The organism is Pseudomonas sp. Mb7 (assembly GCF_054790525.1).
Genome location: NZ_CP186501.1, coordinates 3,414,204 through 3,427,441, shown reverse-complemented (window position 1 = coordinate 3,427,441; position 13,238 = coordinate 3,414,204). Strand labels below are relative to the sequence as shown.

General features: G+C 59.5%; 12 protein-coding genes. 6 read left to right on the top strand and 6 right to left on the bottom strand.

The features are described 5' to 3' along the window. Nucleotides 1–2: 2 nt before the first annotated feature. Nucleotides 3–827, bottom strand: coding sequence for an energy transducer TonB (locus ACOYXH_RS15395; RefSeq protein WP_460409759.1), 825 nt, complete (start codon nucleotides 825–827; stop codon nucleotides 3–5). A gap of 1,112 nt (nucleotides 828–1,939) precedes the next feature. Here ACOYXH_RS15395 and ACOYXH_RS15390 point away from each other — a divergent pair. Beyond that, on the top strand, nucleotides 1,940–2,563 hold the full coding sequence (locus tag ACOYXH_RS15390) for a glutathione S-transferase N-terminal domain-containing protein (RefSeq protein WP_460409758.1): 624 nt from the start codon (nucleotides 1,940–1,942) through the stop codon (nucleotides 2,561–2,563). A gap of 55 nt (nucleotides 2,564–2,618) precedes the next feature. Here the strand turns inward: ACOYXH_RS15390 and ACOYXH_RS15385 are convergent, their stop codons facing one another. Further along, nucleotides 2,619–3,059 carry a CBS domain-containing protein gene (locus tag ACOYXH_RS15385; protein WP_008084932.1) on the bottom strand — a complete coding sequence of 147 codons (441 nt, stop codon included), beginning with the start codon at nucleotides 3,057–3,059 and terminating at the stop codon, nucleotides 2,619–2,621. 198 nt (nucleotides 3,060–3,257) lie between these two features. Between ACOYXH_RS15385 and ACOYXH_RS15380 the strand changes: the two genes are divergently transcribed. Beyond that, nucleotides 3,258–5,618 (top strand): DNA polymerase II, encoded by a 2,361-nt coding sequence (locus tag ACOYXH_RS15380; protein WP_460409757.1) that lies wholly within the window; start codon nucleotides 3,258–3,260, stop codon nucleotides 5,616–5,618. On the opposite strand, the gene ACOYXH_RS15375 is transcribed toward ACOYXH_RS15380, so the two are convergent. The 3 genes from ACOYXH_RS15375 to ACOYXH_RS15365 form a co-directional block, all read right to left on the bottom strand. Then, nucleotides 5,583–6,053, bottom strand: a complete 471-nt coding sequence (locus tag ACOYXH_RS15375) for a DUF1810 domain-containing protein (protein ID WP_095124436.1) — start codon at nucleotides 6,051–6,053, stop codon at nucleotides 5,583–5,585. The two genes, ACOYXH_RS15380 and ACOYXH_RS15375, sit on opposite strands and share 36 nt — an antisense overlap. A gap of 25 nt (nucleotides 6,054–6,078) precedes the next feature. Further along, nucleotides 6,079–6,900, bottom strand: a complete 822-nt coding sequence (locus ACOYXH_RS15370) for an aldo/keto reductase (protein WP_258708500.1) — start codon at nucleotides 6,898–6,900, stop codon at nucleotides 6,079–6,081. Between the two features lie 184 nt (nucleotides 6,901–7,084). Beyond that, nucleotides 7,085–8,233 (bottom strand): aldose epimerase family protein, encoded by a 1,149-nt coding sequence (locus ACOYXH_RS15365; protein ID WP_095051022.1) that lies wholly within the window; start codon nucleotides 8,231–8,233, stop codon nucleotides 7,085–7,087. Between the two features lie 344 nt (nucleotides 8,234–8,577). Between ACOYXH_RS15365 and ACOYXH_RS15360 the strand changes: the two genes are divergently transcribed. From ACOYXH_RS15360 to ACOYXH_RS15350, 3 genes are all read left to right on the top strand, one after another. Beyond that, nucleotides 8,578–9,327 (top strand): hypothetical protein, encoded by a 750-nt coding sequence (locus ACOYXH_RS15360; protein WP_095051023.1) that lies wholly within the window; start codon nucleotides 8,578–8,580, stop codon nucleotides 9,325–9,327. Nucleotides 9,328–9,648: 321 nt separating this feature from the next. Next, nucleotides 9,649–10,863 carry an MFS transporter gene (locus ACOYXH_RS15355; RefSeq protein ID WP_449123051.1) on the top strand — a complete coding sequence of 405 codons (1,215 nt, stop codon included), beginning with the start codon at nucleotides 9,649–9,651 and terminating at the stop codon, nucleotides 10,861–10,863. 229 nt (nucleotides 10,864–11,092) lie between these two features. Next, the gene (locus ACOYXH_RS15350; RefSeq protein WP_034154648.1) at nucleotides 11,093–11,878 is read left to right on the top strand and encodes a sulfite exporter TauE/SafE family protein; all 786 of its coding nucleotides are present in this window, start codon (nucleotides 11,093–11,095) and stop codon (nucleotides 11,876–11,878) included. Nucleotides 11,879–11,989: 111 nt separating this feature from the next. Here the strand turns inward: ACOYXH_RS15350 and ACOYXH_RS15345 are convergent, their stop codons facing one another. Beyond that, nucleotides 11,990–12,454 carry a GNAT family N-acetyltransferase gene (locus ACOYXH_RS15345; RefSeq protein ID WP_095050840.1) on the bottom strand — a complete coding sequence of 155 codons (465 nt, stop codon included), beginning with the start codon at nucleotides 12,452–12,454 and terminating at the stop codon, nucleotides 11,990–11,992. Between the two features lie 208 nt (nucleotides 12,455–12,662). Between ACOYXH_RS15345 and ACOYXH_RS15340 the strand changes: the two genes are divergently transcribed. Beyond that, the gene (locus tag ACOYXH_RS15340) at nucleotides 12,663–13,226 is read left to right on the top strand and encodes a DUF4174 domain-containing protein (RefSeq protein WP_095050839.1); all 564 of its coding nucleotides are present in this window, start codon (nucleotides 12,663–12,665) and stop codon (nucleotides 13,224–13,226) included. Nucleotides 13,227–13,238 lie beyond the last annotated feature (12 nt).

Below are 13,238 nucleotides of genomic sequence, written 5' to 3'. Positions count from 1 at the left end.
GGTTATTGCGGCAATTTGAAATCGATGGTCTGGGTGGCGAAGCCGTCGATCGGCGTGTCACCGCGTTTGGCCGGGATGAATTTCCAGTTCTTCACGGCGGCAACAGCAGCGTCATCCAGTTGCGGTTTGCCGCTGGATTTGGTCACCGTCACCGAGCCTGCACGACCATTGGCCAGCACCTGAATGCGCAGGACTACGCTGCCTTCCCAGTTGCGCCGCAGGGCCAGCGACGGGTATTCCGGCGGCGGGTTGCCGAGGCTGGCGAGGCCGGAGATCGCTGCTGATTCCTTGACCGGACCCGGCGCAGCGGCAGGGGCCGGTGGTGCGCTCGGGGTGGCCGAGGCAGCAGGAGCCGCCGGTTGTGCCGGCGCCGGTGGCGCTTTCGGTGGCTCGACCTTTTTCACCGGTTTCGGCTTCTCGACCGGTTTCGGTTTTTCGATCGGCTTGGGTTTCTCCACCGGTTTCGGCGGTGGTTTGACCGCATCCTCGTCTTCCACCGGTTGTTCCGGTTCCGGCGGCGGTGGCGGAGGCGGCGGTGGTGGCGGTTCCGGTGTGGGCGGTGCCGGTGGCGTCGGGCTGGTCAGCTCGACGGTCATTTCCGGAATCTGCGGTGGCGTTGGCAATGGCTCTGTTTTGGATTGCTGGAGAAACCACCAGGCGCCGCCATGTATCAGTGCCGACACAGCGACCAGCAACACCATCTGCTGTTTATTCAGACCGCCGGGTTGCGACGTGTTGGCTTTAAACGCCGGTTTGCCCGGAGGCGGCGGAATTGGCGCTTCCCGCAACGACCCCGGCAGGGTTCTGTGCTTTACCGCATCGTTCATTAAAGCTCCCTCGGGTTGATGAAGGGCAATAAGGTGCCGTCCGAACATCCAGGAGATGTTCGAGTGGGTGGGTGCAACTTTCTTCAAGGTGAGCAGAAGCCGATAGTTGAACTATCCGGTTAACAAGGCTTGTGCAAACTTACTGGCTTGGCGTCATCGACTTCGAGTGTTCATTAGCCATTCCCTGGTTGTTCTTCTATTACGTAAGACAACGGTCGGTGTCTCATGCTTGTTACACATAGCAACCGCTGTGCCACATATTGCTGAAATGTAGAGTGCGTATTTCATGAGTGTTACCCATGTCGCATTTATATAAGTTTTACCCTTGTCGGGGTTTTTCCATGGCGCGCAGATTGCCGTTACTCCGGTCGAGGGAGCTTTTTCACAGGCGAGTCAGGCTGTGCGCCATATCACGCTGATCGGCGGGATAGAGCGGCGGCCTGGCTTGCGGCCAGGGCACTTGCTGGTGCGCGGCGGACCGAATTGGTGCGGGTCAATGTTTTAGCGGCTCACGGGGCATGTTCCTTGTTGTTGGTTAAATGAAATCACTGTTTGAAGTATTGAATAGTTCAAACCCGTGGAGCAGTTTTGGTGCACTTGCAATAGCGTTGAAAGTTATTGTTCGACAATCCTGCTATCGTTCAATGCGCACTGCGTTTGCGTAGTAAATGTCCGAGTCTTATTTAAAAAATAAATAGCACGCTGCCGTCGGCCAATAACTCATTGCCGAACGCAGTGCGCTGTCGAAGTGTCAGGTAATAAAGTAAGTGTGAAGGCAGCCGGGACTGTTCGGATGAACTCGGCGGCGAACGGATAAATGCAAAGAGGCTGTGATGCGGCAGAGCGTTTGAAGATTCACGCGGTGAACTCCTGTTGCCAGCTCGGATACGCGAACTTTTGGTTCGGTATCGCACCGTACAAGAACGCGGATAACGTTCGATGATTGCTCTTGGTGCGGGATGGGCACCGCAAGCGCTGTTTTGCGAGGTTTGAATTCGCAAGTCGCGAGTGCATGGGAAAACCGTGCCAAAACCGATACACAGGCAGATTTTTTCTACATCCACGCTACAGCCATCTACCCTGTGGCAATGGTCTTTTCGGGGGGATTGGATATGTACCAGCTCTACGGGCACAGAAACTCAGGCGCCGCCGCCATCGAAGCGGCGCTGGAGCTGTGCCAGATCGCTTACCGTTTCATTGATATCGAAGCCAGCACCGAAGCTGCCGAGGCGTTGGCGCAGCTCAATCCGCTCAAGCAGATACCGACCTTGCAACTGCCCGATGGCGGCGCCATCACCGAGAGCGCGGCGATCCTGATTCACTTGGGGCTGACGTTTCCCAAGTCCGCTTTGCTGCCTGCCAAAGCAGAGGATCGTGATCAGGCGATTCGCGGTCTGGTCTACATCGTCAGCAACTGCTACGCGGCGATCGGCGTCATCGATTATCCGGAGCGCTGGCTGCTGATGCCCGACGAAGCCTCGCGGCAGAATCTGGTGGCCGGCGCGCGCGAGCGTTTGCACTGGAGTTGGGAGGTATTTGCCGACCAGTTTTCTGCCGAGTTGTATCTGGATGACGAAGCGCCGGGGGCGTTAGATGTGCTGGCGGCGGTGGTGACACGCTGGGCGGGCAGTCGCGAGCATTTGCGCCAGACGCGACCGGGGTTTTATGCGTGGCTGCAGCGGATTGACCGGCATCCGGTGCTGGCACCGGTCTTCGCCCGGCATTGGCCGTCCTGACCGACGATGATCGTTCCCACGCGGAGCGTGGGAACGATCATGAGGAGGACGGGGATTATTCCCCGCGGATGTACTGCTCCAGTTGCTTGATCAGCTCTGCCTGTTCGGCAATCGCTTCCTTGACCAGGTCACCGATCGACAGCAAGCCGATCAACTTGCCGTTCTCCACCACTGGCAAGTGCCGCAGGCGTTTGTCCGACATGATGCCCAGGCAGGTGTCGACAGTTTGGTGGGTGTCGACGGTGATCACGTTCGCCACCATGATGTCGCGCACCGGCGTGCCCACGGATGAGCGGCCATGCAGCACCAGTTTGCGTGCGTAATCGCGTTCACTGATGATGCCGACCACCTTATCGTCTTCGACCACCAGCAAGGCGCCGACGTTTTTCTCGGCCATCTTCATCAGCGCTTCGAGCACCATGTGATCAGGCTTGATCTGGTGCACTTCCTGATTTTTCTGATCTTTGAGCTTGAGCAGTTGGGCGACGGTCTTCATGGTGGTTACTCAGGTGTTGTCGTTGTTCTCCAAGCATCGTAGACGCAAGCGCGCAGGGCAAGGTGGCAAAGCGGCAGATAACACGCAAAAAACGTCATTCGCCGGTTTTTTCCGTGGTTGACGCCGATTTATCGCCAGGGTCATCCCACGCAATGCCGCGTAGAATGCCCCTCTGATTCAATTCCTGAGGTTGCAGTGGTGGATTTACCGCAGGGCTTCGTCCTGACCCGGCATTGGCGCGATACCCCGGCCGGCACCGAAGTCGAGTTCTGGCTGGCGACTGACGCCGGGCCCCGTCGTGTGCGTTTGCCGCATCAGCCGTCGGTGGCGTTTATCCCCGCTGAGCAGCGCGAAGCGGCCGAACGCCTGCTGCATGGCGAGAAGAATGTCGAACTGCGCCTGCTGGCCCTGCAGGATTTCGAGCATCGCCCGGTGCTCGGTCTGTATTGCCAGCAACACGGCCAATTGATGCGCCTGGAAACTGCGCTCAACCGCAATGGGGTCGACGTCTACGAAGCCGATGTACGCCCGCCGGAACGCTACCTGATGGAGCGCTTCATCACTGCGCCGGTGCAGTTCAGCGGCACGCCCGATGCCGACGGCGTGTTGCTCAACGCCCAGCTCAAACCTGACCCCGATTACCGACCGAAGCTGCGCCTGGTCTCGCTGGACATCGAGACTACAGAAACCGGCGAGCTGTACTCCATCGCGCTCGAAGGCTGTGGCGAGCGTCAGGTGTACATGCTTGGCGCGCCGAATGGCGACGACAGCATCGTCGATTTCGACCTCGAATACTGCGACTCGCGCACCATCATTCTGAAGAAGCTCAACGACTGGTTCGCCCGCCACGATCCTGACGCGATCATTGGCTGGAACGTTGTGCAGTTCGATTTGCGCATCCTCCACGAACACGCACGGCGCCTCGGCGTGCCGCTGAAGATCGGCCGTGGCGGCGAAGAGATGCAATGGCGCGAACATGGCAGCCGTAATCACTACTTCGCCTCGGCGGCGGGGCGGCTGATCATCGATGGCATCGAGTCGCTGCGTTCAGCGACCTGGAGCTTCCCGTCGTTCAGTCTGGAAAACGTCGCGCAGACCCTGCTCGGCGAAGGCAAGTCCATCGACAACCCGTACCAGCGCATGGACGAAATCAACCGCATGTTCGCCGAGGACAAACCGGCGCTGGCCAAGTACAACCTCAAGGACTGCGAACTGGTCACGCGGATCTTCGCCAAGACTGAATTGCTGACCTTTTTGCTCGAACGCGCCAGCGTCACCGGGCTGCCGGCCGATCGCAGCGGCGGCTCGGTGGCGGCGTTCACGCATCTGTACATGCCGTTGATGCATCGTCAGGGGTTTGTCGCGCCGAACCTCGGCACCAATCCCCCGCAGGCCAGCCCCGGCGGCTTCGTCATGGACTCACAACCGGGCCTGTATGAATCGGTGCTGGTGCTCGATTACAAGAGCCTGTATCCGTCGATCATACGCACCTTTCTGATCGACCCGGTGGGCCTGATCGAAGGCCTGCAACACCCGGATGACGCCGATTCCGTGCCGGGTTTCCGTGGCGCGCGTTTCTCGCGTACTCGCCATTGCCTGCCAGCGATCGTCTCACGTGTCGCCGAGGGGCGTGAGACCGCCAAGCGTGAGCACAACGCACCGTTGTCGCAAGCGCTGAAAATCATCATGAACGCCTTCTACGGCGTGCTCGGCTCCAGCGGTTGTCGCTTCTTCGATACGCGGCTGGCTTCATCGATCACCTTGCGTGGTCACGAGATCATGCTGCGCACGCGCAAGTTGATTGAAGAGCAGGGCCACGCGGTGATTTACGGCGACACTGACTCAACTTTCATCTGGCTGCGTCGTCCGCACGGGCAGGAAGAGGCGGCGAACATCGGTCATGCACTGGTCAAGCACGTCAACGATTGGTGGCGCGAACATGTGCGGGAGGAGTACGGACTGGAAAGCGCCCTCGAACTGCAATTCGAAATTCACTACAAACGCTTCCTGATGCCGACCATTCGCGGTGCCGAGGAGGGCAGCAAGAAACGCTACGCCGGCCTCGTCACCCGCGCCGACGGCAGCGATGAAATGGTCTACAAAGGTCTGGAAACCGTGCGCACCGATTGGTCGCTGCTGGCCCGGCAATTTCAGCAGGAACTCTACGAGCGGATTTTCCAGCGCAAGCCCTATCAGGATTACGTGCGCGACTACGTGCGCAAAACCCTTGCCGGCGAATTCGATGATCGGCTGGTGTACCGCAAACGCCTGCGCCGCACCCTCGACGATTACGAACGCAACGTACCGCCGCATGTGCGTGCGGCGCGGCTGGCCGACGACTACAACGCCCAGCACGGGCGCCCACGGCAATACCAGAACGGCGGCTGGATCAGCTACGTCATCACCCTGGCCGGCCCGGAGCCTTTGGAAGTGCGCCGCGCCGCCATCGACTACGATCACTACATCACACGGCAACTGCAACCGGTGGCGGATGCGATTCTGCCGTTTGTCGACGACGATTTCTCAACCCTGATCGGGGGGCAACTGGGCCTGTTTTGAGTCGAGCAATTGCAGCGTCCATTCATCGAGAATGCCGTGAAAATAGCGCTCCAGCGCTTGAGTGAACACGCTGTCTTCAGCGGCAAACTGGGCGAACAGGGTCATCGAGGAATGAAACTTCAGGTCATCGGGATGGCCGAAAATCTCCGCGATCGAGCGCTGTTTCACCTTCAGCACTAACTGCGTGCAGGTACGCAGGCGCGCGCCGAGCAGCTCGTGGGCCAGATAGGCCCGGGCTTCTTCGGCTGAACCGATGGCGAAGCGCCGGGACATTTCACTGCCGCCCAGGCCGGCGAACTGCGGAAAGACAAACCACATCCAGTGGCTGCGCTTGCGGCCATCATCAAGTTCGCGTTGCACGCGCTCGAACACCGGGTCCTGGGCCTGGACAAAACGTTGCAGGTTGAACGGGTCGTACTGATCTGTGCTTCTCATCGCGAAGCCCTCGCCAGTCGGCGGCTCAGACCATGGCCAGCCGCTGCTTGCGTTGTGGCGCTTTAAAAACCTGGTCCAGCGCCGCCAGATCCCCGGCCTCCAGTTGCAGTTGCGCGGCTTGTGCATTGAATTGCACGTGTTCCGGTCGCACAGCCTTGGGAATCGCAATCACACCATCCTGACGCAGAATCCACGCCAGCGAAACCTGTGCGGGGGTTACGCCATGACGAGCGGCAATCTCATTCAGCAGCGGTTCAGCCAGCATCGCGCCGCCTTGGCCAATCGGGCAGTAAGCCATCAGCGGCATGCGCTGGTGTTGGCACCACGGCAGCAGATCGAATTCGATACCGCGCTCTTCGAGGTTGTAGAGCACCTGATTGGTCGCGCAGACCGAACTGGAGAGTTCTTCGAGATCGTCGACATCGAAATTCGACACGCCCCAACGGCCGATCTTGCCGTCCTCGCACAGGCGTTCAAAGGCTTCGACGGTTTCTTCCAGCGGATACTGGCCGCGCCAATGCAACAGATAGAGGTCGATGTAATCGGTGTCGAGCCGCCGCAGACTGCGCTCGCAGGCCTGCGGGATGCCTTTGCGGCTGGCGTTGTGCGGGTAGACCTTGCTCACCAGAAACACCTGATCGCGCAGACCGGCAATGGCTTCGCCAACCACGCTTTCGGCGCCGCCCTCGGCGTACATTTCCGCCGTGTCGATCAGGGTCATGCCCAGCTCGATCCCCGTGCGCAGCGCCGCCACTTCACGCTTGTGCGCCGAGCGGTCTTCACCCATGCGCCAGGTGCCTTGGCCAATGATTGGAACCTGGACGCCGGCCAGTTCGAGGGTACGCATGCAAACCTCCTTGCTGAATGTGTCGATACCTTTTAGTGGGCAGCAGGATAGACCAGATCGTTCCCACGCTCTGCGTGGGAATGCAGCCCGGGACGCTCCGCGTCCCTTCGCGAGCTGGAACGCGGAGCGTCCCTTGAGGCATTCCTTTGCTGCGCGTGGGAACGATCAGGTACGGCGGGGCGAGTTATTTTGCGGAGAACTTCAACACCACGCTGTGGCTGTAAGCCTGCCCCGGATCAAGCCGAGTACTCGGGAAGTCCGGTTGATTCGGTGAATCCGGATAGTGCTGAGTCTCCAGGGTAAACGCGCCCCAGTGCGGATAGACCTTGCCACCCTTGCCCTTGACGGTGCCGTCGAGGAAGTTGCTGGTATAGAACTGCACACCCGGCTCCGTGGTGAACAACTGCAGCACACGACCGGACTGCGGGTCACTCACCTCAGTAGCAACTTTGCCGATATCGCCCTTGGTATCCAGCGCCCAGTTGAAATCAAACCCACCCTGTTTCGGCTCAGCGAATTTTAGCTGCGGATGATCAGCCTTGATGTGCGTGCCGATCTCCGTCGGTTTGCTGAAGTCCATCGGCGTGCCCGCCACGGGGGCCAGTTCGCCGGTCGGGATCAGTTTGGCGGTGACCGGGGTGTAATGGCTGGCGTGCAGGGTGGCGACCTGTTTGAGAATGTCGCCATTGCCAGCGCCGGCGAGGTTGAAATAGCTGTGGTTGGTCAGGTTGAGCACGGTCGGTTTGTCGGTGCTGGCCTTGTAGTCGATGCGCAGCTCGTTGTTGTCGGTGAGGCGATAGGTCACCTCGGTGGTGAGGTTGCCGGGGAAACCCATTTCGCCGTCCGCCGACAGATAGGTCAGGGTCACGCCGACCGAATCCTTGTCCTTGGTTTCCTGGGCTTTCCAGACTTTCTTGTCGAAGCCCTGCGGGCCGCCGTGCAGCGCGTTGGTCTTATCGTTCTGCGGCACTTGATAGCGCTTGCCGTCGAGTTCGAAGGCACCTTCGGCGAGGCGATTGCCGAAGCGGCCGATGGTTGCGCCGAAGTAGGCGGTGCCTTTCTGGTAACCCTGGACATCATCGAAGCCGAGCACGACGTCGTCGAACTTGCCGTGCTTGTCGGCGACTTTCAGCGATTGCAGGGTCGCGCCGTAGGTGATGACGGTGGCTTGCATGCCGTGGCTGTTGCGCAGGATGTATTGCTCGACGGGCGTGCCGTCATTGGTTTTGCCGAAAGCTTTGTGTTCGGCGCTGAGGCCGGCCGCGTTGGCGGAAAGGGTGGCGATCATCAGGGACAGTCCGAGGCCGGAGAGCAGGTGACGGGATTGAAGCATGGTTGACCTTCCTTTTTGTTGTTGTTTTCAAAATGGCGCCGATGCCGTGTAGGAGCTGCCGAAGGCTGCGATCTTTTGATCTTGCTTCTAAACCCCAACGTCAAAAGATCGCAGCCTTCGGCAGCTCCTACAGGATAACTAGTCATGCTATTTGTGTGTGCAGTGAAGATTTATAGTTGATTGATCGTTTATTTCAACAATAAAGACAGACTAATTGGTTGGGCAGACATTGCCGAAGGTCGGCTGGTCGTGCGCACCACTGCACTTTTTCGCAATCGGCGGCTCTATCCATGGCCAGGATGCGGTGACTCCCGCCGCACAGGAATGTGCCTGTTCGAGATTTCATGCCGAGAGCTTTTGCCCTGATCGCCGCTTTTTTCCGCCGCCCGTGCCTGTTGCTGGCCTGTTTGTCGTCGCTGCTGTTCAGCGGTTGCAGTCACCAGGACGGCAATGGTTTCTTCAATCAGATGCGTGAAGGGAAGCCGCAGGAGTTCCTGCAGACCAGCGTCGACCGCATGGCCACGTTGGCGATGCGCGACAACCTCAGCAGCCTCTATCGCTTGCAAGCCAAGCTGTACCTGCGCAACCCGGACGAGCTGCGCAAGTCAGGGTTTCTCAACATCCATGCCGCTGTGAAGCAGGTGCGGATGGCCGTGGAGCAGCAACAGCCGTTGCCGGTGCTTGGCGGTCGAAAAGATTTGGCGGCGCTCAGCTATGCGATGAGTCCGGAGTTTCTCGGCGACCGTGTCGGCGCGTTCATCTATGCCATCGGCAGCATGCTGGTCACCGCCCATGGCAATCGCACTGAGTTCTACATGACCGATGCGATCAACCCGACGTTCGTTCACAACGCTGCACGCAATATCGAAAAAGCCACGTGGATCTTGTCCCAGCGGCAGAACAAGGAAGGGCAGCCGCTGCTGTTTTCCAATGAGATCTCGGAGGAGGGCAGCAACCTGAGCTTCGCCACCGAGTTCGGCAAAATCGTCGCGCGGCTGGACCTGATCACGCAGATGCTTGATGAGCGTTATCGGCGGATCGGCCTTAACTACGCGCAGAGTTTGTTGTTCCTGAATTTCTTGCCGGTGCAGTGAGTTCGGTTGGGGCGGTGATCATCAATGCAGCACAAAACCTGTGGGAGCTGGCTTGCCAGCGATGGCGGTGGGTCAGGCAAAACTATGTTGCCTGGCCTGGCCTGGCCTCATCGCTGGCAAGCCAGCTCCCACAAGTTTTTGTGGTGGGCAGAGATCCAATGTGGGAGCGAGCCTGCTCGCGAAAGCGTTCCTTCAGGCGCTGAAGAGTTGACTGGTCCACCTCATTCGCGAGCAGGCTCGCTCCCACATTGATCAAATGGTGCGCCTATTTTTTGTATACAATCCGACGCCGCTATTGATCAAAATGGAGCCGCTCCCGTCATGACCGACCCTGCAAGCGCCGATTTCAGCCGCGTCGACCGCACCGCCCGTGCGGACAAACTACCCTATGCCGCGTTGCTGGCGTTCGCCATGACCGGGTTCATCGCCATTCTCACCGAGACCCTGCCCGCCGGGCTGCTGCCGCAAATCGGTGCCGGGCTCAACGTCAGTGAAGTACTCGCCGGGCAACTGGTGACGCTGTATGCACTGGGTTCGATTGTCGCGGCGATTCCGCTGACCGTCGCCACACGCGGCTGGCCGCGACGGCGGGTGTTATTGATGACGGTCGGCGGGTTTCTGTTGTTCAACACCGTCACCACGTTCTCCAGCCATTACGGTTTGACCCTCGCCTCGCGCTTTCTCGCCGGGATGGCGGCGGGGTTGTCGTGGGGGATCATGGCCGGGTATGCGCGCGGCATTGTGCCGGTGCATCAACAGGGTCGAGCACTGGCGATTGCCATGCTTGGCACCCCGGTGGCGCTGTCACTGGGCACGCCGGCGGGGACGTGGCTGGGCAATCTGATCGGCTGGCGTGCGTCGTTCGGGATCATGTCGGCGCTGGCTCTGGTGCTGGCCGCGTGGATCGTGATCGCCGTGCCGGATCGTCCGGGGCAGGCCAGTGACGAGCGTCTGCCGCTGCTCGAATCGATGCGCCTGCCGGGCGTGCGGCCCGTGTTGTTTGTGGTGCTGACGTGGATGCTCGGGCACAACATTCTCTACACCTACATTGCACCGTTTCTGATGCAGGCCGGGCTCGCCGATCGGGTCGATTTGGTGCTGCTGGTATTTGGCCTGTGTTCGCTGGTGGGGATCTGGATCATCGGCATGCTGGTGGATCGCTGGTTGCGCTGGCTGACGTTGATCAGCCTTGCGGTGTTTGCGTTGACCGCGCTGGTGTTGGCAGTGGCAGCGCCGTCACCGCTGATCATGTATGCCTGCATGGCAGTGTGGGGCCTGTCGTTTGGTGGCTCGGCCACGTTGCTGCTGACCTCGGCGGCGGACTCGGCCGGTGAACATGTCGATGTGGTGCAAGCCATGCTCACCACGTCCTGGAACGTAGCGATTGCCGGCGGCGGCTTGTTTGGCGGGTTGTTGCTGGATCGGGCGGGGGCAATGTCGTTTCCGTGGGCGTTGCTGATTCTGTCGCTGATTGCGCTGGCCACGGTGTGGGCCAACAAAAACCACAGCTTCAAACCTGGCCGAAGGGTGCACTGATCTAAGGCTCACCAAAAATCCCCTGTAGGAGTGAGCCTGCTCGCGATAGCGGTCTATCAGTGACGAACTCAGTGACTGAAACACCGCTATCGCGAGCAGGCTCACTCCTACAGTAAAGCGATGGTGAGGTCGATATGGCATAACGATAGACCGCATCGATATATGTGGTTATAAGAAAAATCGCTATGCTGCGGGCCAGATTTTTCCTGTCGTTTTTCTGGACGGTTTAATGGAATTGGCAAATTTCGGCCTGGTGATTGCCGGGCTGGTGGTGGGTTTTATTGTCGGCATGACCGGTGTCGGCGGTGGTTCGTTGATGACGCCGATCCTGCTGTGGTTCGGCATCAACCCGGCAACGGCGGTGGGCACTGACCTGCTGTACGCCGCCATTACCAAATCCAGTGGCGTACTCGTCCATCGCAAAAACAAGAACATCGACTGGGCCATCACCGGTTGGCTGACCCTCGGCAGCGTGCCGGCGGTGGCTATGACCTTGTGGTTCCTCAGCACCCTGCACACCGCGCCGGACGCGATGAACGCCATCATCAAACAGGCATTGGGCTTCGTCCTGTTCGCCACGGCGCTGGCGATCTTCTTCAAGAAACGCTTGCTCGACTTCGCCCACAAACGCGCCGGCGGCAACTACAACCCGAGCGGTTCGCGCCTGAACGTGATGACTGTGATCACCGGTCTGATCCTCGGCACCATGGTCGCCCTGACCTCGATCGGTGCCGGCGCCCTCGGCACTGTCGCGCTGTTCATCCTCTATCCTCTGCTGCCGACCCGCCGTCTGGTCGGCACAGAAATCGCCCACGCCGTGCCGCTGACCCTGGTTGCAGGCCTCGGCCACGCGAGCATGGGCAACATGGATTGGGGCGTGCTGGGCTTTTTGCTGGTGGGTTCTCTGCCAGGCATCTGGCTCGGCAGCCACCTGACCGGACGCATCTCCGATGAAGTGCTGCGCCCGTGCCTGGCGACGATGCTGGTGCTGATCGGCTACAAACTGGCGTTCTGATCTGGCCCCGCCAAATACGGTCTCATGTAGGAGCTGCCGCAGGCTGCGATCTCTTGATGTTGTTTTTAAAGATCAAAAGATCGCAGCCTTCGGCAGCTCCTACGGGTGTTCTTACTGGCGGGTGGCGTATTTCATCACCGTCACCGGCAAATCGTCGTAGACCAGCTCTTCAACCACTTCCCAACCCAGTCGCGCATACAGCGACTGCGACGTGTCGGTGTACAGATACAACTCGGGCACGCCTAGCGCCGCCGCTTCTGCAACCACTCGATCGACCAGTTGCGAAGCAATCCCGCGACCGCGCTCCTCAGCCTTCACATAAACCCCCGCCAGCCATGGCGTCAGGTTCGGGCGCAGCTTCAGATCGCTTTCGATCAGCAGCGCGCCGCCCAGCAAACGTGAACCTTCAAGCGCCACCACCACGCTGGGCACTGCGCCTTTGCCGCAGGATTCGCGCATGTGTTCGATGCGGTGTTCGACGGTTTGCCCGGGGCGAAACTCGCCCCACTCCTTGAAGTTGAGCGTGGCCAGTTCTTCGATCAATTCGGGGTGATCGCACAGGTAATCGATGTGCATGCGGGTGAACTCCATTTCATGGGCAGAACTACCACCCTAATGCGGTCATAAAAGGTAATCAAATCCGCGTTGCGATCACCTCGGATATGTTGCGCAATGTCGCGCCTGTCCTAAGCTTCTGACTAGGCGGAAGATATTTGCCGGGTTGTCCCGGAACAATCGCCACGATGCGCAATCATTAGAGCGTGGATATCAAAAGGAGATGCGCATGCTCATCAGGTCATTGACCCTGACACTCTTGCTGGCGATTGCCGGCCCCTTGTTCGCCGCTGACAACGATTCGCCCATCGCCGGGGACATGGGCCGCGCCCGACCGCTGATCGTGATCGCACAAAGCACGGTCGACCCCGTGTGGGTAAGCCTGAAAAAGTCGCTGGAAGACCCCGCGAACAAAAAAGGCGTAGCCGACCGCAACATCAAGGTCTACACCATCCTCAACATGTCCGGCCAGCTCGACGGCAAGGACATGGGCCAGCAAGACACCATGGCGCTGATCCGCGCATTGAAACTTGGCGCCGGCGCGTTGCCCAAAGTGATTTTGGTGGGCAAGGATGGCGAGAAGAAACTGGAAAGCTCCGGGGACGAATCGAAGTCGGTGGATTTGAAGAAGATCTTTGACACCATTGATGCCATGCCAATGGCTGAGAAGGAAGCGGCCGCTGCGGCTCAGGCGCCAGTTGCTGCCGAGCCTGAACCGGCCAAAGGTACGAAAGGCGCAAAGCCGACCAAGCCTGCAAAACCGTCTAAGCCGCCGGAAATGCCGGATGATTGATGGCATGGCCTG

Bases quoted from the DNA above. Each gene is read 5' to 3' on its own strand.
- ACOYXH_RS15395 (WP_460409759.1), bottom strand. From the start codon at position 827: ATGAACGATGCGGTAAAGCACAGAACCCTGCCGGGGTCGTTGCGGGAA.
- ACOYXH_RS15390 (WP_460409758.1), top strand. From the start codon at position 1,940: ATGTACCAGCTCTACGGGCACAGAAACTCAGGCGCCGCCGCCATCGAA.
- ACOYXH_RS15385 (WP_008084932.1), bottom strand. From the start codon at position 3,059: ATGAAGACCGTCGCCCAACTGCTCAAGCTCAAAGATCAGAAAAATCAG.
- ACOYXH_RS15375 (WP_095124436.1), bottom strand. From the start codon at position 6,053: ATGAGAAGCACAGATCAGTACGACCCGTTCAACCTGCAACGTTTTGTC.
- ACOYXH_RS15370 (WP_258708500.1), bottom strand. From the start codon at position 6,900: ATGCGTACCCTCGAACTGGCCGGCGTCCAGGTTCCAATCATTGGCCAA.
- ACOYXH_RS15365 (WP_095051022.1), bottom strand. From the start codon at position 8,233: ATGCTTCAATCCCGTCACCTGCTCTCCGGCCTCGGACTGTCCCTGATG.
- ACOYXH_RS15360 (WP_095051023.1), top strand. From the start codon at position 8,578: ATGCCGAGAGCTTTTGCCCTGATCGCCGCTTTTTTCCGCCGCCCGTGC.
- ACOYXH_RS15355 (WP_449123051.1), top strand. From the start codon at position 9,649: ATGACCGACCCTGCAAGCGCCGATTTCAGCCGCGTCGACCGCACCGCC.
- ACOYXH_RS15350 (WP_034154648.1), top strand. From the start codon at position 11,093: ATGGAATTGGCAAATTTCGGCCTGGTGATTGCCGGGCTGGTGGTGGGT.
- ACOYXH_RS15345 (WP_095050840.1), bottom strand. From the start codon at position 12,454: ATGCACATCGATTACCTGTGCGATCACCCCGAATTGATCGAAGAACTG.
- ACOYXH_RS15340 (WP_095050839.1), top strand. From the start codon at position 12,663: ATGCTCATCAGGTCATTGACCCTGACACTCTTGCTGGCGATTGCCGGC.